This window comes from Chitinophaga ginsengisoli (assembly GCF_003014595.1).
Taxonomy (GTDB): domain Bacteria; phylum Bacteroidota; class Bacteroidia; order Chitinophagales; family Chitinophagaceae; genus Chitinophaga; species Chitinophaga ginsengisoli.
The window spans coordinates 592,740-613,740 of record NZ_PYGK01000001.1; the positions used below are offsets into that span (position 1 = coordinate 592,740).

At 46.2% G+C, this 21,001-nt stretch carries 16 protein-coding genes; 10 read left to right on the forward strand and 6 right to left on the reverse strand.

Annotated features, from left to right (window positions below):
• Window positions 1-32 precede the first annotated feature (32 nt).
• Window positions 33-2,078, forward strand: coding sequence for a glycoside hydrolase domain-containing protein (locus CLV42_RS02520; RefSeq protein WP_106600313.1), 2,046 nt, complete (start codon window positions 33-35; stop codon window positions 2,076-2,078).
• Between the two features lie 248 nt (window positions 2,079-2,326).
• Here CLV42_RS02520 and CLV42_RS02525 read toward each other — a convergent pair whose 3' ends face one another.
• Window positions 2,327-3,340 carry a hypothetical protein gene (locus CLV42_RS02525; protein WP_106600314.1) on the reverse strand — a complete coding sequence of 338 codons (1,014 nt, stop codon included), beginning with the start codon at window positions 3,338-3,340 and terminating at the stop codon, window positions 2,327-2,329.
• Between the two features lie 159 nt (window positions 3,341-3,499).
• Between CLV42_RS02525 and CLV42_RS02530 the strand changes: the two genes are divergently transcribed.
• The 3 genes from CLV42_RS02530 to CLV42_RS02540 all read left to right on the forward strand — a co-directional run bounded on the left by CLV42_RS02530 (window position 3,500) and on the right by CLV42_RS02540 (window position 9,425).
• Entirely contained in the window at window positions 3,500-4,501 is a 1,002-nt protein-coding gene (locus CLV42_RS02530; RefSeq protein WP_245901418.1) for an NAD(P)H-dependent glycerol-3-phosphate dehydrogenase, read from the forward strand.
• A 90-nt stretch (window positions 4,502-4,591) separates the two neighbouring features.
• The gene (locus CLV42_RS02535; protein ID WP_106600316.1) at window positions 4,592-7,888 is read left to right on the forward strand and encodes a SusC/RagA family TonB-linked outer membrane protein; all 3,297 of its coding nucleotides are present in this window, start codon (window positions 4,592-4,594) and stop codon (window positions 7,886-7,888) included.
• Window positions 7,889-7,910: 22 nt separating this feature from the next.
• Window positions 7,911-9,425: a SusD/RagB family nutrient-binding outer membrane lipoprotein gene (locus CLV42_RS02540; RefSeq protein WP_211303375.1), complete on the forward strand. Its 1,515-nt coding sequence runs from the start codon at window positions 7,911-7,913 to the stop codon at window positions 9,423-9,425.
• A 53-nt stretch (window positions 9,426-9,478) separates the two neighbouring features.
• Here CLV42_RS02540 and CLV42_RS02545 read toward each other — a convergent pair whose 3' ends face one another.
• Window positions 9,479-10,789, reverse strand: coding sequence for a DEAD/DEAH box helicase (locus CLV42_RS02545; RefSeq protein ID WP_106600318.1), 1,311 nt, complete (start codon window positions 10,787-10,789; stop codon window positions 9,479-9,481).
• Window positions 10,790-10,838: 49 nt separating this feature from the next.
• Window positions 10,839-11,822: a helix-turn-helix transcriptional regulator gene (locus tag CLV42_RS02550; protein WP_106600319.1), complete on the reverse strand. Its 984-nt coding sequence runs from the start codon at window positions 11,820-11,822 to the stop codon at window positions 10,839-10,841.
• A gap of 650 nt (window positions 11,823-12,472) precedes the next feature.
• Here CLV42_RS02550 and CLV42_RS02555 point away from each other — a divergent pair.
• From CLV42_RS02555 to CLV42_RS02565, 3 genes are all read left to right on the forward strand, one after another.
• On the forward strand, window positions 12,473-12,901 hold the full coding sequence (locus CLV42_RS02555) for a response regulator transcription factor (RefSeq protein ID WP_106600320.1): 429 nt from the start codon (window positions 12,473-12,475) through the stop codon (window positions 12,899-12,901).
• A 59-nt stretch (window positions 12,902-12,960) separates the two neighbouring features.
• Window positions 12,961-14,430 carry a sigma-54-dependent transcriptional regulator gene (locus CLV42_RS02560; protein WP_106600321.1) on the forward strand — a complete coding sequence of 490 codons (1,470 nt, stop codon included), beginning with the start codon at window positions 12,961-12,963 and terminating at the stop codon, window positions 14,428-14,430.
• Between the two features lie 117 nt (window positions 14,431-14,547).
• A complete protein-coding gene (locus tag CLV42_RS02565; RefSeq protein ID WP_106600322.1) occupies window positions 14,548-15,027 on the forward strand; it encodes a low affinity iron permease family protein in 480 nt (159 codons plus the stop codon).
• A gap of 50 nt (window positions 15,028-15,077) precedes the next feature.
• Here CLV42_RS02565 and CLV42_RS02570 read toward each other — a convergent pair whose 3' ends face one another.
• From CLV42_RS02570 to CLV42_RS02580, 3 genes are read right to left on the reverse strand one after another with little or no spacing between them, the layout of a single operon-like run.
• Complete coding sequence (locus CLV42_RS02570; protein ID WP_106600323.1) at window positions 15,078-16,526, reverse strand: hybrid sensor histidine kinase/response regulator; 1,449 nt, start codon at window positions 16,524-16,526, stop codon at window positions 15,078-15,080.
• 2 nt (window positions 16,527-16,528) lie between these two features.
• Window positions 16,529-16,984 carry a response regulator gene (locus CLV42_RS02575; protein WP_106600324.1) on the reverse strand — a complete coding sequence of 152 codons (456 nt, stop codon included), beginning with the start codon at window positions 16,982-16,984 and terminating at the stop codon, window positions 16,529-16,531.
• Window positions 16,971-18,365: a sensor histidine kinase gene (locus CLV42_RS02580; RefSeq protein ID WP_170117366.1), complete on the reverse strand. Its 1,395-nt coding sequence runs from the start codon at window positions 18,363-18,365 to the stop codon at window positions 16,971-16,973. The genes CLV42_RS02575 and CLV42_RS02580 overlap by 14 nt, the downstream gene beginning before the upstream one ends.
• Before the next feature lie 317 nt (window positions 18,366-18,682).
• Between CLV42_RS02580 and CLV42_RS02585 the strand changes: the two genes are divergently transcribed.
• The 3 genes from CLV42_RS02585 to CLV42_RS02595 all read left to right on the forward strand — a co-directional run bounded on the left by CLV42_RS02585 (window position 18,683) and on the right by CLV42_RS02595 (window position 20,959).
• Window positions 18,683-19,048, forward strand: coding sequence for a hypothetical protein (locus CLV42_RS02585; protein ID WP_106600326.1), 366 nt, complete (start codon window positions 18,683-18,685; stop codon window positions 19,046-19,048).
• Window positions 19,049-19,075: 27 nt separating this feature from the next.
• A complete protein-coding gene (locus tag CLV42_RS02590) occupies window positions 19,076-19,732 on the forward strand; it encodes a YciE/YciF ferroxidase family protein (protein ID WP_106600327.1) in 657 nt (218 codons plus the stop codon).
• A gap of 135 nt (window positions 19,733-19,867) precedes the next feature.
• Window positions 19,868-20,959: a DNA topoisomerase IB gene (locus tag CLV42_RS02595; protein WP_106600328.1), complete on the forward strand. Its 1,092-nt coding sequence runs from the start codon at window positions 19,868-19,870 to the stop codon at window positions 20,957-20,959.
• Window positions 20,960-21,001: the final 42 nt, after the last annotated feature.

Sequence of the window (21,001 nt, forward strand, 5' to 3'; positions counted from 1 at the left end):
GTGTGCTATATATTTAGGGCTTTTGCTTTAGTATGAAAAAGAGTCTATTATACTTACTGAGCCTGCTTTCCCTTTCCGCAGCTGCTCAGCAAACAGGTCAGGTGAATGTGTTCCTGGGTTCTTCCGGGGATCATGGACAAATGTCTCCCTCAGCTTCCTATCCTTTCAGCATGTTAAGTATTGGCCCGGAAACCTATCCCGACACCCATACAGGATACGAGTATCTCGCCAAAGAATTCCTGGGCTTCACCCACAATCGTATGGAGGGTGTAGGCTGTCAGGGATGTGGTGGCAACCTGCTGGTGCGCCCCTTTCTCGGTGATGGTCCTGTAAAGGCAGACCTGATCAAATATGAGGAACAGGCGTCGCCAGGTTATTATCATGTAGGATTTACCAATGGCATCAACGCCTCTTTCACCGTATACAAAAACACCGGCCAGCACCAGTACCATTTCCCGGTAGGTAAAAAAGGACTGCTACTGGATCTGGGACATGCCCATGTAGGCCGTTTTGTAGCAGAGGAGCATACTGTTGACGGAAATGCTGTTAGCGGCTGGATCGAGTCAAAAACGACCTGTAGCGCCGGTGTATACAGAATCTACTATTACCTGGAAACAGATCATCCGGTAAAATGGACCGCCACCCAGGCGCATGAACTGGTGGCGACTACTACAGAAAATGACCTTGGTGTAAGGGTTGGACTATCTTCTGTAGGTACTTCCTATGCAAAAGCAGCTATCAACCGGGACGCCTTTGATGTGATAAAACACAAAAGTGAGCAGGACTGGAACAATGCCCTGGGCCATATCAAAGTGAAAGGTGATCCTGCAAGGGAGAAGTTATTTTATTCCCTGTTCTACAGGTCTATGCAATCTCCTTACGTAGTGTCTGAACCTGATGGCGCTTATGCAGCCACTAATGGCACCTTGCAGCACACCAGCGGTAAGATCTATAATGGCTGGGCCATCTGGGATAACTATCGTGCGCAGCTGCCTTTATTGTCTATCGCCTTCCCACAGGAATACCAGGATATGACCACCTCCATCGCCGGATTATATCAGCATGGCAAAAAGGATTATGCTACCCTGCATGAGCCGTCTATTACCGTAAGAACAGAACATGCCATTGTAGTACTGCTGGACGCGATAAAAAAGGGCTATCAGCTCGATTTTAAGGCCATTGCCGACTCGGTGGAGAAGGAGGTTAAGAACCTCGATTATGCGCATCCTGACAAGGCATTGGAGTCTTCTTACGATGCCTGGGCATTATCTGAGATCTATTATGCTTTAAAAGATAAAACCCGTGGCGACCAGTACCGGCAGCAGGCGGCGGAATATAAAAAGCACTGGCAGAAAGATTTCCAGGACCTCACCCGCAAGGATGTAGACCGTATGCAGGCCAGGGGATTATACCAGGGAACTATCTGGCAGTACCGCTGGTTTGTGCCTTTTGACCTGAAAGGCCTGATGGAGTTATGTGGTGGTGAGCAGGCTTACACTTCCCAACTGGACGAATTCTTTAGGGATGATTATTACTGCCATGCCAACCAACCGGACCTGCAGGTACCGTTCATGTACAATGTAACCAACCAGCCATGGAAATCGCAGGCCCTGATACACAAGATTGCCGTGGATACTATGGTACAGCATTACTTCAACGATAACAGCCGTGGTATTGGGTCTGAGATAGATATCATCTACAAAAACCAGCCAGCAGCCTACGTCAGAACGATGGACGACGATGCCGGTACCATGTCTTCCTGGTTCGTGCTGGTATCCACCGGTATCTTTCCCGCCTGTATAGGATCGCCGGTATATTACCTGAACGTTCCTTTGTTCGAGTCAGTGGAATGGCAATGGCCGGGCGGTAAACCTTTCTCTGTTCACGTAAAGAACTTCAATGACCGGAATGTCTACATCCACGAGGTATGGTTGAACGGGAAGAAACTGGACCGTAACTGGATCACGCATGCAGAGATCACCAATGGGGGAAAGCTGGAAATTGTAGCCGGCGATAAGCCGGATGAGAAACAAGGTTTAGGTAACAAATGGATCGCAGAAATAGGCAGCCAACAATAGATATAGCACATTATATACTTATACAATTATCTGATAACAAAGAGAGTACATTTATAGCTTTTCATACAATCCTTGTAAGGTCGCTATCCTGGTGCATTCCCTGAGATAACCCATATATAACCCATATATAAGCCATATATGACCCATATATAATCCATATCTAAAAAGATATGGGTTATATATGGGTTATATGTAGGTCATCTACAGTTTATATATGAGTAGCCCCAGGCACCCGGCCCTTATCAGCATCAGTTAATACCCTTGTATTGGTTATGGATATAGGTCAGGTCGAACGTACCCAGGTTCTTGTAGTAGATGTTGATCATCTTGGCAGGATCAGTGGCGATCTCACCGCTCTGAACATCTCCATCGTCGCCGTCGTTCCATGCCCATGGAGCGTTGGCACCGCCATCGCCGTAGCTGCTAACCAGACCGCCTGAAGGGCTGTTAAACAGCTGGGTATTGTTACGCTGTTCCCATAACCCACCGGCAGCAAAAACATCTACCAGTTTGTAGGATACGTTACGGTCATCCGGACCGGTAGGAACGCCAGCGGTGCGGCCTGGCACATAGCGGATACCATCGCCAACGATGTTCACATAAGGGTAAGCCTTCAGGCCATGACCCTTAGCTTCCTGACCGGTAGTAGGGTGAGATTCGTTGTTGTAGTTTTCCACAGTGAGGGTACCGTCATTGGTCTCGTGGTTATTCTGCCATGAGCTACCGGAAACGGTATAGCTAAAGAAATCTTTGTGGAAGGTGGTTACCATTGCCTGCAGTGCGCCATAGGTAGAACCATCTTTTCTGACAATTACCTCGATACCTTCGAAGTCATTCTCATGCTGGTCCAGGTAGTAACCGAAAGGGTTATCTGTCCAGTCGCGTGGGTGGAAGAATGCGTAGTTGATGAACCAGTGTGTGCTGGTTTCAGCTACTGAATAATATACATTGGCAGCAGCGGTGTAGTTACCTGCAATGTTGTTCCAGTTGTTGGTACCAACCCAGTCACCATCGAAATTGATAGCGGTGATGTAGTCAGCTTTACCACCAACAGCGTAATCACCAGTTTGGTCAACGTCCTGGTAGTGAACAGGCGCCCAGCGGTAAGCCAGGTCCTCATTGAAGTTTACAGCAGCCTGCGTGGCGCCAAGCGTTTCCGGTTTCAATTTTTGCGCGTCTTCTTTGCTACAGGAAACGAGGATGGTGGATGCCAGCACGAACAGGAGAGCTGGCAGGCTCAGTTTGTGGAGGAGTGTTTTCATAGGTTCGCAATTGTTGTCTTTTAATAAATAGTGCCGGGATAATGAGGGACTACCAGAGTAAGTTTCACAGAGAAGGCATTTTAACCATCGGCGGGGTGGGCTTAACGATATGGTAATATTAGCCCTTAATTCCTTACTTTGCGGGAAAAAGACAGATACGTGAAAGCAGGTATTATAGGCAGCGGCAGTTGGGCAACAGCGTTAGCCAAGATTTTAACGGATAATGGGAACAGGATCTCCTGGTGGATCAGGAATGAAGATACAATCCGTTATATGCAGCTGCGTCATCACAACAGGCATTATCTCACCTCAGTATATTTCGATACAACTTTAGTAGACCTGAGCAGCAACCTGGAACAGGTAGTTGCCAACAGCGATGTACTGGTACTGGCAGTACCTTCTGCTTTTCTTGAAGAAGTCATGCTACAGTTAACGCCAGAGGCACTGAAAGGCAAAAAGATCGTTTCTGCGGTGAAAGGCCTGGTGCCGGGCAACAACCTGCTGATCAATGATTACCTGTCTGAAATGTTCGATTTCCCACCGGAACAATATTTTGCGATCACGGGTCCTTGTCATGCGGAAGAAGTGGCGAATGAGAAGCTGTCTTACCTGACATTTTCAGGACAGCAGGAAAAGTCTGCGCAGGAGATAGCAGATATGTTCACTAACAGTTACCTGCAAACGATCGTGAACCACGATGTGATCGGTGTGCAGCTGGCGGCCGTACTGAAAAACATTTATGCGATGGGTGCAGGTATTGCCCATGGCCTGGAATATGGCGATAACTTCCTCAGTGTATATATCACTAACTGTTTCCGGGAAATGCAGCAGTTCCTGGATGCCTATGGGAAAGACCATACAGAAGCAGGTACACATAATTATAACGCCAGCGCCTATCTGGGCGATCTGCTCGTAACCTGTTATTCCCTCCACAGCCGTAACCGCACTTTCGGTAATATGATCGGTAAGGGATATTCCGTAAAAGCCGCCCAACTGGAATTGAATATGATCGCTGAAGGCTATTATGCCAGCAAGTGTTTATTCGAAATGAACATGGAAGTGGGCGCCTATATGCCTGTGGCTCAGGCAGTTTATACCATGTTATGGCAACACTTAAATCCCCGTGAAGTTTTCTTGTCCCTGGAAAAGGGATTTATTTAACTGACTGTTAACGGTTTGTTAAAGCCTTGATAAGATTGGATTGTAATCTTCGCAGCAGAATAACAACTTACTTAAACCTAATATTCTGCTATGACCGCAACCAGTCTGCGCCTGAAGACATTTCTTGCAGGCATTTTCCTCCTGTTATTTTCCTTTGGAGCGATGGCCCAGCAGGTCATCACCGGGAAAGTAATATCCGGAGATGACAGGCAACCATTACCTGGAGCCACCGTACAAGTGAAAGGTGCTGCCAGAAAGACCATTACAGACAATGCCGGCAATTTCAGCCTCTCCGCCGGCAATGATGACATCCTTATTATCAGCAGCATTGGCTTCACTACACAGGAAGTAAAAGGTGGAGCTGCCGCCAACATCATACTGGCCACAGATACCCGGGGACTGGGTGAAGTGGTGGTAACCGCACTGGGTATAAAAAAAGAACGTAAGAAGCTGGGATATGCCTTACAGGAAGTAAAAGGCGAAGACCTGACTGTTGCCAGGGAGTCCAACATTGTGAATCAGCTGGCGGGTAAAGTAGCTGGTGTTACTGTGATTGGTAGTCCTTCGGGAGTAGGTGGTTCCGCCAGGGTATCCATCCGTGGTGAACGTTCAGTAGACCTGAACAAGAACCAGCCGCTATACGTAGTGGATGGTGTACCGATCAGCAATGCTATCAACGGCGGCTCCGGTAGTAACAACCTGGAAGTGGACTTCGGAAATGGCGCCAGCTTTGTCAATCCTGATGATGTGGAAAGCATGAGCGTCCTGAAAGGTCCTGCCGCTGCCGCATTGTATGGTTCCCGCGCAGCGAATGGCGTAGTAATGATCAAAACCAAATCGGGCAAGAAACAGAAAGGTCTGGGTGTGGAAGTGAACAGCAATGTTACTTTTGAATCAGCCCTGAAGCTGCCTGAGTATCAGAAAACATATGGCCAGGGTAATGCCAGTGGCGGTGATTTCGCCTTCGTAAACGGCGGTGGCGCTGGTTTATCTGATGGTACTGACGAAGGCTGGGGACCAGCGTTTAAAGGACAACTGTTTCCGCAGTTCAACTCTCCCCGTACACTGAATGGCCAGGCCATTCCTTATACCGGTGGTGATATGAACGCGCCTGCAGGTAGTGTGATCACTCCATCTGCATGGCTGCCGGATAATGATAATCTGAAGAACTTCCTGCAAACAGGAAATACTATTACCAATAACGTAGCCCTGGTAGGTGGTAATGACAACGGCGACTTCCGTTTGAGCTATACCAACCTGCATCAGAAGGGTATCGTACCTAATACAGGGCTTGACAGGCATACCACCAGTTTCTCAGCAGGGTATCACCTGACGCCTAAATTCACCGCAAGAGCTTTTGTAAGTTATATCAAAGGTGAAAGTGATAACCGTCCTTCCATTAGCTATGGTACAGAAAGTATCATGTACCTGTTCAACTGCTGGTTACCTGCATCTGTACGTGTAAGCGACCTGAAACGTCTCTGGCAGCGTGGTCTGGATGGCAAGTTCCTGGATGGCAAGCAGCAGTACAACTGGAACTACAACTATCATGATAACCCTTACTTAACTGTTTACCAGAACACCAATGGTCAGTATTATGACCGTATCATCGGAAATATCATCTTAAGATATGATCTGACCAATTGGCTGAACCTGCAGGTGCGCACTGCTACCGACTGGAGCAGCGAGCGCAGGGAATACCACAGGGCATTCAGTACCCAGCGTTTCCCATATGGTGAGTATCGCGAGGTGAACATCATCAACCAGGAGCGTAATACAGACTTCCTGTTCACTGCGGATAAAGCAATCAATAGTGACTTCTCTGTGAATGCTACACTGGGTGGCAACCAGATGCGTCAGACTTCTCGTTTCAATGAAGATATCGCCGGACAATTGAACATACCTGGCATTTACCGTCTGACCAATTCCAGGATAGCGTTGGTAAATAACCAGAACAATGTTGGTAAACGTATCAACAGTTTCTACGGCTCTGCCGGTGTTTCTTACAAGAACAAACTGTTCCTGGATGTAACTGGTCGTAACGACTGGAGCAGCGCCCTGAGTCTGCCGGAAGATCTGAAGGCTTTTGGTAATGAGCAAAATTCTTATTTCTATTCTTCTGTAGCGCTGAGCGGTATTATCAGTGATATGATCAAACTGCCTGCTGTGATCAGCTTCGCTAAATTAAGAGCCAGCTTCGCGCAGGTGGGTAATGATACTGATCCTTTCGCATTCACACAGACCTTCAACCGTAGCGATCCTTATGGTGCATACCAGGTATATGAAGAGACCAACCGTCTATCCAACCTGAACCTGAAACCGGAGATCAGCTCTGCGTTTGAATTTGGTGCAGACATCCGCTTTCTGCAGAACAGGATCGGATTGGATGTAACGTATTATCAGAGTAACACCAAGAACCAGATCCTGAATATTCCTTTGTCTAATACCAGTGGTTATGAAAGTCGTGTAATCAATGCCGGTTCTATCCGTAACAATGGTGTGGAAGTAATGCTGAATGTCACTCCGGTGAAAACTAAAAACTTCGCGTGGGATGCTTACGTGAACTTCTCTGCTAACCGCAGTAAAGTTATTGAGCTGACTGATGGTCTGAAGAATTATGTAATGGCTGACAGGAGCGTCTCTGTAGAAGCGAGGGTAGGAGAGCGTATGGGAGATCTATATGGTATCGGTTTCGCGCGGGTGCAGAGTTCAGATCCTAAAGCAGCATACTATGATCCGAGTGGTAAGTTCACCGGTCAGATGGTATTTGCGGCGAATGGCCGTCCGGTGGCTACTACAGAAAGGATCAGGCTGGGTAACTATAATCCTGATTGGCTGATGGGTATTGGCAATAGCTTCACTTATAAAGGTGTAAGACTGAGTGCCCTGTTCGATATCCGTCATGGTGGTAAACTATATTCTCATACGCAGACAGTAGGTCGCGAAGGTGGTATCATCAAAGAAACATTGGAAGGCCGTGCGGATGGGTATGATATCAGCAAACCAGGTAATGGTGTAATTGGTAATGGCGTAGTACAAACGGCTGATGGTGCTTTCACACAGAATACTACCAAAGTAGCAGTACGCGAGTGGCATAGTGCCTGGACCGGAGGTCGTAATATAGCAGAGGGTGTGATGTACGATGCATCCTTTGTAAAGCTGCGTGAGTTGCAGATCGGTTATTCTTTCCCGGGTTCTTTCAAAAAGGGGATCATTAAAGGTATGAACGTATCGCTGGTGGGTCGTAACCTCTTCCTGTGGGATAATGTACCACACGTTGATCCAGAGGTGATGTCTTATTCCGGAGGTACTGCATTGCCAGGTATTGAGTACATGAGTTTACCGAGCAGCCGTAGTTACGGTGTGAACCTGAGCTTCAAATTATGATGATCATCCAAAACAAGCAATTATGAAATTCTTAAAGATATTTTTACTAGCCGGCCTTTTATCCGCCTGCACGCATGACTTTAGTGAGACGAATACTAATGAGAATAACCCCACCAGTGTAACCCCTGATCTGCTGTTAAGTGGTGTGATCAGGAATATGATGAACCAGCAGGTGAACTCCGCCTGGGGTATCGGTAACATCGTTGTACAGCATCATGCGAAGATCCAGTTTGTGAACGAAGACCGTTATCTCTGGGGAGAGCAGAACGGTACCTGGGATGCGGTGTATAACAACTACCGTAATCTGCAGAACATTTTGAGGGCTGTGGGCACTGACTCTACTAGTCCTTATCTCGGCGTAGCGCTGGTACTGAAGTCCTGGATGTTTGCCCAGGTGACTGATGCATATGGTGATGTACCTTATTCACAGGCCGGAAGGGCGAACCTGGAAGGCATTTATCAGCCGGAGTACGATAAACAGGAAGATGTATATACCGGCATTTTGAAAGATCTGAGAATAGCGAATGCCCTTTTGGTTAAGGCGAGACCTAATCTTGAAGGCGATATCCTGTATGGTGGCGGCGCTACTGCGATCGTGAAATGGCGCAAGCTGGCCAACTCGTTGCGTCTGCGTTATCTGCTGCGTTTGTCAAAGCAGAAGGATGTAAGTGCGGAAATGACAAGTATTCTTGCGGATGCTGCTACCTATCCTGTTTTCACCGGTAATGAAGATAATGCGGAACTGAAATACCTGTCTGCAGCACCTAACCAATGGCCGATGTATACTGCGCGTGTAGGTTCCTTTGATGAGTTCAGGGTGAGCCAGACGCTGGTTGACCGTCTGACAACACTGGGTGATCCCCGTTTGAAAGTGTTCGGTCGTCCGACGCAGAAGTCTGTGGCAGCTGGTACGCCGGTAATCTCCGGTATTCCGAACGGATTGAACGACGCAGATGCGTTAAAATATAATGGTGGTGTACAGGGTGTATCAAGGGTAGGTTATACTTTCGCTTGCCTGGTATGTAACGACATCGGTCAGGCCCCACCAGATCCTGCAGCCCCAAGAGCCCTGCTCATGACCTATGCTGAGTTGGAGTTCACCCTGGCAGAAGCAAGGGAACGTAATATGATCACTACTGGTGATGCGGCTACTTACTACGCTAATGGTATTACTGCCAACTTTAACTATTGGAAGAGCATTGTACCTGCTCAATATGGTATTGACGTAACGATGCCAGCTAACTACCTGACACAAGCTACCGTAGCCTATACCGGCGCACAGGCAGAGAAGCTGGCGAAGATCGCATTACAGAAATGGATCGCTTATTACTTCAATGGATTGGAAGCCTGGTTTGACTGGAAGAGAACAGGTATGCCGGCGATCGTTCCCGGACCGTCTAACCTGAATGACAACAAGGTACCTGTAAGATTTATTTATCCTCAGAAAGAGCAGTCATTGAACGGGACTAATCGTAACACAGCTGTTAGCCGCCAAGGTGCGGATGACTTGAATACGCGTCCCTGGATAGCGAAGTGATTTCTTTTTGCATTGTCCGGCCGTTCGCCTTTGTTGGTGAACGGCCGGATTTTTTATTTTGCTACGTCGATCTTAACTTTTTTATTTTTGATCTTTTCTTTCTGGATGAGTGCGAGTGTGTGAGCGGCTTTGCTTTTACGGATGGCTACGAAAGAGAAGAAGTCTTTTACTTCGATTAACCCTACGTCTTCTTTCTTCAGTTGGCCTTTATTGGTCAGGAAGCCGACGATATCTACCTTGTTCACTTTATCTTTTTTACCGGCGCCGATGAAGAAGGTGGTCCATTTGGGCTTTTCCGGTAGTTCGTAGTTGTCTTCCAGCGTGATTTGGGTCGCTTCTTCTTCTACATAGGCCGGCATTTTTTCATCTGGTCCTATGATGAGGATAGCGGTACCGCTGGCGTCCATTCTTGCGGTACGGCCGTTACGGTGGGTATATGTTTCTGCTGTGTGTGGCAGGTGGTAGTGGACGATGTACCTGATATTTGGAATGTCGAGGCCGCGGGCGGCGAGGTCGGTAGTTACCAGTATATTTGATGTACCATTCCTGAACTTGCACAATGCCGCGTCTCTTTCCTGTTGTTCCATGGCGCCGTGGTAGAATACGGTTGTCAGGCCTTTGTCTTTTAGGAGACCATTTGTCCGTTCTACTGCTTCCCGGTGGTTGCAGAAGACGATCGTTGACCGGTTACCGAGTCGGCAGATCAGTCTGAATAAGGTGTCTATCTTATCTTTATCCTCACTTTCTACATATTGAATAGCCAGTGCTTCTGATTTTTCTTCTGTGAGGAAGTTCAGTTTTACCGGGTCCTGGAGTCCTACGAAATCAGGGATCTCTACGGTTTCAGTGGCAGAGGTGAGGATGCGTTTCTTCAGATTCGGCAGAGATTCAATGATAAATTCGATCTCTTCCTGGAAGCCGAGTTCGAGTGATTTGTCGAATTCATCCAGGACTAGGGTCTTGATACCTTCTGTTTTGATGTTCTCCCTACGGATGTGGTCTCCCAATCTTCCCGGAGTACCTATTATCAATGCTGGTGCTTCCAGCAGGTTGTTTTCTTCCGTTTCTCTGAGGTGTCCGCCGTAGCAGCAGGTTACTTTATAACCAGTGCTCATGGTCTTCCAGACTTTTTCGATCTGCATGGCCAGTTCGCGGGAAGGGGCGATGACTAATGCCTGGGTGCCGGGTATGTTTTTATCTAATAACTCTAATACAGGGAGGAGGAAACCGAGGGTTTTTCCTGAGCCGGTATTGGAGAGGAGGATGATATTGTCAGCCTGTTGATTGGCTTCAATGCTCGCGAGCTGCATTTCATTGAGCGCGTCGATTTTGAAGGCGGAGAGTATGTTAGCGTATTTTTGCATTAGGGCAAAAGTACGTATTTCTTATTATAGGGGCTGGAGGGCGGTTTTTTCAACCCGGTACCCCATTCTTCCTCGTCTCACTCGGCGTCTCCCCATAATAATTCTTATACACCTTTGTCAACGCCGATGGATTCTTATACCCCAGCACATACGCAATATGCGCTATACTCACCTCATTCTCCAAACACAGCACTCTCGCTCTTTCCATCCTTACCTTCAGCTGATAATCACTAAACGACATCCCGCAGTACTTTATAAAGCTCTGTCGCAGTTTGGACGCGCTGACAAAATAAGTCGAAGCAAGCTGAGAAATAGTCAGCTCTTTATCCACATTATTACGGATGAAGGTTTTAATAGTATTAAATGTAATATCCTGCGAAGAAGACACCGTATTACTATCCTGTTGTTCAAGAATAAGAATTAGCAGCTCTTGTAATTTGCCCAGCAACCATGTCTTCCGTAGACCAGTACTTATAACCGAGAATTTGAGTTCGTGGTTAAGATGATGTAATCCATCCCAGATAATCCCCGGGGTAGGGGTGAGGAGTATAGGCATGCCCATATCCACCTTATACAGCCATTTCTTGGCAAGTGTTGAATGACTGGTATACACAGCAATCAGTTCCCGGCTAAATCCGTAATACTGCACCTCATATATCCCCGGACTAAAAAGCGTAGGTTGCTGAGAGCCGATAATATGAAAACAATTATATTGTCCCTGGAGCAGGGGAATCGTTGTCATATCTACATAAGTAAGGTTGATGCTACCCTCTATCATGCAGCATACCATACTTACCCCTTCCTTCACCTTCGGCAGTAGCTGCACGGGTTCTTTAACAATGAATATGTTGTTACTGAGGCTGCAGCCATCGGCCACGGTCGTATGATAAATAATATCCACAGGCGGACTGGTCACAAGGACAGGATCTGCAAAATCGCAGCGATAAGCCGCATACTGTGGCGGTAACTGATGGGTTATTTTTATATGGTGTTCAGGAATTCCGACTATACCATATTCGATAGTCACGTTCATATAGGTCACATTTACTCTGAGGGATGTGGATAAAGGGGCATTAAAGGCCTAATCTAGCTAGCATGTTAATATTAATTGTAATAGTAAAGACAACAAAATAAACCACGTTAAGTAATTATTAAGAATGAAAGGAGCCAGGCTAAACAACCTGGCTCTTTACTTAAAACAAGAAAACAACCTGTTAAAATATTTGACATCTGCACCCGCAGATGTATGGATTAAACATATTGGATGATCAAATGTAGATGCTTGAAATAAGAAAAGTGTGAATGAGATGTTAATGAAAAAAAATTGTCCCGGGAATCGCTACCCGGGACAATAACTAAAACAACAGCTATGAATGAAAAATCTCTATTCCATTGAAAAGGTTCAATTACCATACCACCCATCTCTACCCGGAGGAATGCTGTAAATCTTATCGCATTTAGGGGAGTGTCTACAAATAGTGTGGAATTATTTCTACACTATTGCAGCTAATAGGATGAGAATACCTATGGAAATCATGGGGTTGGCGATGGATTGATATTTGGATGCATGATATCTGAGTATTTTGGACGGATCAGCGCGGATTTAGTATTATAATAGAACCGGTTTTTGTACGAATACACCTTCAAGCATTTGATAATCAACTTAATGGTACAAGTGAAAGCATGGCACAGCATATAAAAACGGACATAGACCGTCCGTCAGATAAAGTATTGACCAAGGGGAACAAAGGGTCGTTTATTTTGATCATTGATGATGAACCTGATATTTGTAGACTATTGCAGTTAAGCCTTGTGAAACATGGATATAAAGTGAAATATGTTCATGCGCTAACAGAAGGAATGCAATACTTACAGCATCAGCAACCGGATTTGCTTTTCCTGGATATACATTTGCCTGATGGCTCAGGCTTGGAAGCATTGCCAGCCATCAAAAAGAAATGCCCTGCCCTGCCGGTGATAACAATTAGTGCGTACGACAATGGCATGGAAAAGCAGAAAGCATTAAACGCCGGGGCCAGTTACTTCATGGCTAAGCCATTTAATGTGACGAACCTGGATGAATTGATGAGTGATATGTTAAGGCAGAAATAGTATAGGTGATTAATTTGTAAATTTAAACTAGCAGTTGTCAAACACCACATATAAATATTATGAGAAATATTCTGATAATTGATGATGAGATCAATATTTGTACGTTATTAAGCAAGTTTTTAGGTAAACATGGCTTCAAGGTGGATACTACCATGAGCGGTGCAACTGCTTTGAAAATGATGAAAGAGAAAACTTTTGACCTGGTGTTATGCGACTACAGGTTGAAAGACACGGACGGTGCGCAGTTGCTGCAGGATATTCTTCAGATCAACCCACGTACTATCGTGATCATCATTACCGGATATACGGATGTTAGAGTTGCTGTAGATATGGTGAAGAACGGTGCCTACGATTACCTTTCCAAACCGCTTTATCCGGACGAAATATTGAACCTGGTACACAAAGCATTTGCACACATGGACGCAGAGCGCGAACGCGAAGAATCCATGCCGATACGTACCGTGAATGGCACCTCCGCCGGTAACGGTGCGGCAGTGGAATCATCTGAAGGAGAACCGGATGGTGAGATGCTGGATAAAAGTCATAAATACGTATATGGCGAGAGTAATGGTGCTAAAGAACTATTCCGCCAGATCAAGCTGGTGGCGCCTACCGACTATAGTGTCATCATTTTTGGTGAAACAGGTACTGGTAAAGAGTCAGTAGCACATCTCATCCATCATCACAGTAAAAGACATAACCAGCCCTTCGTGGCGCTGGATTGCGGTAGCCTTTCCAAAGAATTGGCAGCAAGTGAACTGTTCGGCCATGAGAAAGGATCATTTACAGGCGCTATTAATACCAAGATAGGCGCCTTCGAACAGGCCCACGGTGGCACACTGTTCCTCGACGAAGTAGCAAACCTTTCTTACGATATACAGGTGGCCTTGTTGCGCGTGATCCAGGAAAAGGTGATCCGCAGAGTAGGTAGCCTGAAAGAGATACCGATAGATGTACGCATCATCGTAGCATCCAATGAAAAACTGTCTGAGTCAGTTGCGAAGGGCCGCTTCCGTGAAGACCTCTTCCACAGGTTCAATGAGTTCACTATCTATATTCCGCCATTGCGCGAAAGAGTGGAAGACCTGCCACTGTTTGTAGATGCATTCATGCGCCAGGTAGAAAGAGAACTACAGAAGAACTGCGGTAAGATCACGAATGAAGTATGGGAATGCTTCAGCAGATACAACTGGCCAGGTAATATCCGTGAACTGAAAAACGTGATACGCCGTGCATGCCTGCTCACTCCGGAGCATGACGACATCACCCTGTCTACATTACCACTGGAAATGAAAGAGTCATTTGCACAGCAACCATATGAGGAAGATCACCAGGTGAATATGTCCGGTGAACTGATCTCCATCACAAATGAAAATGATCTGAAAACAGTGGCACTGCAGGCTGAGTACAACAAGATTATCAATGTACTCAAAGAGGTGAAATATAATAAAACGAAGGCTGCACAGCTGCTGAACATCGACCGTAAAACCCTGTACAATAAACTCAGATTATTAAACATAAACTATTAGCGATATCAATATAATGTTTGTTTATACTCAACATGCAGGCCCGTTATCCAACGGGCCTTTTCTATGTCTGTCCGGTATGTTATTTGCACTTTTAGATAGTATAAAACCTTTGTATTTATGGCTCCGCAAAACAAGCAGCAGACAGATAATGCTGAAAAGAAGACAGCAGGATTATTTGAGCGTTATTCTTCGAAAGTGGCGCAGGCAACCGGATCGCAATGGGCCTTCTTCATTGCGCTGGCGGCTATTATCGTATGGGGCATTACAGGACCGATATTCGCATACTCTGATACCTGGCAGCTTGTGATCAATACGGGTACAACAATCATCACTTTCCTGATGGTATTTATTATCCAGAAATCGCAGAATAAAGACTCAAAATCAGTACAACTGAAACTGAATGAATTGATCGCAGCTAATAAATTGGCCAGCAACCGCCTTATCGTAGTGGAAGAACTGACGGAAGAGGAATTGGATACGCTGCATAACTACTACATGAAACTGGCAGAAGAGACGAAGAAAAGAATGGCGATGAAAGAATCTCACTCCGTAGAAGAAGCAATTGAAAATACGGATGAAAAGTTTGAAGCGATGTAACATAAAACCAGGAAATGAATGCTTGACTGTCTGCAGCACTCATTTCCTGATTATTGATTTTCTCCGTTCAGTGGTAGCACAATAGTAAATACACTTCCTGCTCCCATCTCACTCTCCACATGTACGGTACCCTTATGATTCATAATGATATTCTGTGTGCTCGTCAACCCTAAACCCGTTCCTTTGGGCTTATTGGTAAAGAATGGATCAAACAAACGGGTCTTGGTTTCCTCCGGAATACCCGGGCCATTATCGCTGATCGTGATCACTGCTTTATCCCGCTGTTTGGCGGTTTGTAAAGTAAGCAATCCTTTTCCCGGTGTCATGGCTTCCACTGCATTGATAATAATATTCAACAGCGCAATAATCACCTTGTCTTCATCCGCTGGGATCATTACGTCCTGCTTGAGGTATTCTTTCCGGACACTGATCTCGTTGAGCTGCAGGCGGTCCTGCGCAAGCGCAAGGGCTTTGTCTGTCAGTTCATTGATGCCATGAGGACGGATGTTCAGTTCTATCATTCGGGTAGAGTGCAGTAGCTCTGTGATCAGCTGATTGATACGTGTACAGTTCCGCTCAATGATATCGACATATACCTGGCTGTCTTCCACACTTACCGGCTCTCCCTTGAACTGACTGACAGCCAGCAGGATATTGGTGAGGGGATTCCGCACCTCGTGTGCGATCACACGGGCAATACGACCCGTCACAACGAATTTCTGCTGTTGTTGCTTTTCTAGTTCCTCCCGCTTTCTTTCAGTAATATCCTGCACAACACATAAAAAGATCTGCTCCTGCTCATCCAGCATGACGGCACTGACCATTACGTCAAGCTTCTTACCATGTTTGGTGACGAAGTTATACTCTGTACGCAGGCTGGAGTCCGCCCGGGCGTTAATGTGATCAAAGAAATGTTTGCACTGGTCCTCCTGGAAGAAGAGTTGCCGGAGGTTCATCCCTAACATCTCTTCTTTGCTGTATTGTAAGCTCCTGATAGCGGAAGGATTGGCATCAATCACATTCTTGTCGCTGTCTGCAAGGATAATAAGGTCATACGCCTTTTCGAACACGCCGAAATACTTCTTCTCATTTTCTTCTATGATGCGAAGATGTCGCGCTTCGTCCAGCGCATAACGGATAGAGCGTTCCAGCAGGTCTGCGCTGATCTCACCTTTTACCAGGTAGTCAGAAGCGCCCGCCTGCATCGCTTCCTTATCTATAGAGTAGTCGCCCTTACCGGTAAGCATGATCACCGGCGCTTTGTAATCCAGCTGCTGGAAATGGTGCAGGATGTCTATACCCGTATAAGGCCCCAGACGGTAGTCGGCCAGGTAAATGTCATGTACCTTCCTGTCTATCTGTTCTACCGCTTTAGAATAAGTAGGCGCCCAATCCAGTTGGTATTGTCCCGGAGAAATGTCCTGTAGCAACTGATTGACGAGGAAAAAGTCGTCCTCGTCATCGTCTATCATCAATATGTGTACTGGTTGATCTGTCATTCTCAAACATTTGGCAGTTCCGCTATTTCGAACCAATATTGCCCGAGCACGCGTGTAAATTCCACGAGGCCAGAATAGGTAACTGGTTTTATGATAAAGCTGTTTACGCCCAGCTCATAACTTCTAAGAATATCTTTTTCTTCCATGGAGGTAGTCAATATAATAACGGGAATACTTTTAAAAGCATTGTTTGATTTGAGTTCCCTCAGTGCCTCTCTTCCATCCTTTTTAGGCATGTTGAGATCCAGCAGGATGATCTGTGGAAATGGGTGTAGCGTTTCATCCGCATAGTGGCCGTTTCGATTCAGGTAATGCAACAGTTCTTCGCCATTTTCGACAAAATTGATGTGATGCCGCGTACAGCTTTCATCAAAAGCTGCACGGATCAGCTCTCTGTCGTCAGCATCATCATCTGCAATAAGAATGCTAATTTTTCCGGCACTTTTAATTTTCTTCATTGTAGAGGGTTTGTGTGATAGGTAATGTAATGATAAAGGTGGCTCCCTGGCCAGGTGTTCCTAACGCCGTAATATGACCGTGGTGGCTATCCACTATTTTTTTACAAATGGCCAGTCCTATACCAGTACCGGAATATTCGCTCATGCCGTGTAGTCTTTGAAATAATAAAAAGATGCGCTCGGCATATGTAGGGTCAAAACCTATACCATTATCCTCTACAAATATTTTACATTCATTATTTTCCTGCTCAGCCCTGATATTGATCACCAGCTGCCTCTCAGGATGGGCGAATTTAATAGCGTTAGCAATAATGTTCTGAAATAGCTGGTGGAACGAAGTAGGAGTCCCTTCTATCATGGGAATGGGAGCGATGTTGACTACCGCCCGCTTTTCCTGTAGGCTCACTTCCAGGTCGCTGATCACCTCCTGTATGAGCTGGGTCATATCTACTTTTACAATGTTCTCAGGTGTGATACGGCCGGCCCTTGAGAAAAGGAGCAGGTCATTGATCAGTATCCGCATTCTTCCTACGGCGCCCACCATACGGAGTATCAGGTCAGTGGCCTCAGTGGGCAGGTGCTCGCCGTATTTCGTCTGCAGGCGGTCGCTGAAGGTGGAGATCTTACGCAAAGGCTCCTGCAGGTCGTGAGAGGCCACATAGGCAAACTGCTCCAGCTCCTCGTTGGATTTATTCAGCAGCTTGATGTTCTGTTGCAGGTCATGCTGATAAGACTTCAGGCGGGACTCAATATGCAGCTGCAACCGGAATTCCCGCGTAAGTGTGACGTAGGAATAGATGCCGATAAGGATCGCCATGAGCGAGGATATAAAGATCACCGGTATCCAGATGGCCGAAAAGAAGCTCTGTAACCTGGACTTTTGCCGCAGCTTGGCGTTCTCTATATTCAACATATCCTGCACTTTACGGTCTATCCGGGCCATCGACTTTTCCCCCTCCTGTACAGCTGAGGTATCCTTCTGACGCGAGGTCGCTTTCGCCTCTCCCGCTTTCAGCTGCTGATATTTTTTATCAAGCAGTTTTTTCAGGGTGTCCAGGTGCAGTTGTTGTTGCCGGTTGTCTGCGGTGATCCTGCGGAGCATCATATATTCATCTTCTATCTTGATACTGCGTTGCTGCATATTGGGGCGCAGAAAAGTGGTATCCCCGGTAATACTGTATCCCCGGACAGCCGATTCCGCATCCTTCAGCTGTTTGGTGATCACCTCCAGGCTTTTGGAAATCTCAATAGTATGATTCAGCCACCGGGCATTATCCAGCAGCGTCTTTGTTACCAGGAAAGAACATATGGAGGCAACAATAATAACAGTAAAAGCGATAAAGAACCCTAGTCTGATCTTCTTTTGTACAGGTATGTGCATTTTTCCCGCTGATTGTAGTAAGTTTTCGAATTTACAACTATCCAACAATTTCCACACAGTGAAATGCATATTCTACAAACATTCCTGCCGTGGCTGCTAAATCACTTCATATACTCGTTATAGTAGATATTGTGTTGCTGAAATGCTTTGCTGGAAAGTATTTCAACATAATATAGCTATGTCTGATATGTATCTTATAAGTATGCTGGCTGGTGATGGAATGAACTTTGTTTTTCATATTGAACGACACTTAGTTGAAGTATATCCGGCTACTACAGCACCCGTAAAAGCAATCGATCACGTTAAAAAATCAGACTATGCAATATTATCATATGTCAGCAGGGAATCCTTCTCCGGGAGGAGTGCCTGAAAAGCAACCCCCTCCCAAAGAGGAACCGCCAAGACCTTCAGGACCAGAAATAACGCCTCCTCCATCTCCGCCAGGACCTCCGCCTCCTGTGCCGAATGAGGTGCCTGATCACGATATCACACGTACTCCTCCCAATCCGAAAGCAAAGAAAAAGAAAGAAGAAACAGCAATAGAAGAAATGGCAGAACTCATAGCGGAACAGGACAGGGAAGATGTACAGGAAAGATCGCCGAGCCTTTTCCCCGACACAACGATCATGGAAACAGGCGATAGTTATGATAAAGATGATTCCAGGGTCATTCCGGAAGAATAAATTGATCACTATTAAACTCCAAATAACATGGCAACAAGAACCCAATCCAAATCACGGACAAGCAGCCAGTCCGGAACAACAGCTAGAAGCGCTGCAGGTAACAAATCAATGTCCTCCTCCCGACCTGCTCAGAAAACAAGCAGCAGCTCTTCCCGCTCCAGGAGCAGCAAAAGCCAGAATGAAGATATGCCCAACTCTAAGTTCCATCAACTGTTCCTGGATCTGTTAAAAGACATCTACTGGGCAGAAAAAGCACTGGTGAAAGCCCTCGGTAAAATGCAGAAGGCCGCTACTTCAGAAGAACTGGCTGATGCTATCGCTACTCACCAGGAGCAGACAAGAGAACATGTAAGCCGCCTGGAACAGGTATTTGAATTCGTTGGTCAGACTGCAAAGGCGAAAAAATGTCCTGCTATGGAAGGCCTGATAGCAGAAGGTCAGGAAGTGATAGACGATACAGAAGAAGATAGCGCTGTAAGAGATGCAGGTATCATCATCTGCAGCCAGAAGATCGAACACTACGAGATCGCCAGCTATGGTAGCCTGCGTACTCTGGCAGGCAAAATGGGACATGAAGATGCAGCAAGGCTGTTGGATCAGACCCTGAGCGAAGAAAAGGAAACAGATGCATTACTTACTCAACTGGCAGAATCTTCCGTAAATGAAGAAGCTGCTGCTGAATAAGAAAAACATTTCAGATGGGAACCCGAAGGCCTCTGCATTATGACAATGTCAGAGGCCTTTCTTACATGCTGGCAATGCCTGCTATATGACCGGAATGATGCACCGGAATTGTGATGGATAGAAAAACAACTGATGATGGACCTGATTGCCGAAGCAATGGCTACTGCCAAAGCAGTGAAATTAAGATATGTGAAGTCTGGTACTACAGGATATAGCCGCGAAAGAGTGAAAGACGGCTTTCAGTACCGCGATCAGCATGGAGATATTATTACAGATGAAGACACCCTGGCAAGGATTCAGGGCCTGGTACTGCCCCCTGCCTGGGAAGAGGTATGGATCTGCCCATATGCCAATGGCCATCTGCAGGCTACCGGCATCGACGCCTTAGGAAGAAGGCAATACCGCTACCACTCTACCTGGGCAAAGGTGCGCAATGAGACCAAATACGACCGCCTGCTACATTTTGGGGAGAAACTACCGCAATTACGCAAGTATATTGCCGCCGCCCTGCGTAAGAAAAGCCTTGATAAAGAGAAAGTTACAGCTATCGCGCTTAGCGTTATGCAGGAAACCCTGATCCGGGTAGGTAATGCTTCCTATGAAAAGCTATATGGCTCTTATGGATTGACCACTCTGCACGCACAGCACGTGAAAATAGACGGAAATAAGGCCTTTTTTAAGTTCAAGGGGAAAAAGGGCGTCCTGCATAAAATAACGCTTAAACACGCCCAATTAGCCAAATTATTGCAGAAGGTGAAGGACATCCCCGGTCAGGAATTGTTTCAATATTACGAAGGAGAAGACCATAAAAGCCTGGACTCGGGAGATATCAACGAATACCTGAAGCAATGGACAGGAGAAGACTATACCTGCAAAGATTTCAGAACATGGTCAGGAACTGTCAATGCCCTTAACCTGCTGGCAGATCTTACTCCTTTCAGCTCAGCAACAGAATGTAAGCAGAACCTGATACATATTATCGACAGTGTGGCCGGAAAACTGGGTAATACAAGAGCGGTGTGTAAGAAATACTATATCCATCCAGGGATACTGGACGCCTATGAACAATGTAACCTGGAACCTTATCTGGAGGAACTGAGGGCGGGAAGGAATAAGGAAGATGCCGGAGGCTTGTACAATGATGAAAAAATACTGCTGAAATTTATGAAATCACTCTCACAGGAGAAGAAAGGTTTAAAAAGAAAGCAGGGATCAGGAATTAGCTAATATCATCCGGCGCTTCATCCCGAACCCTGCTTTTTTAAGGTA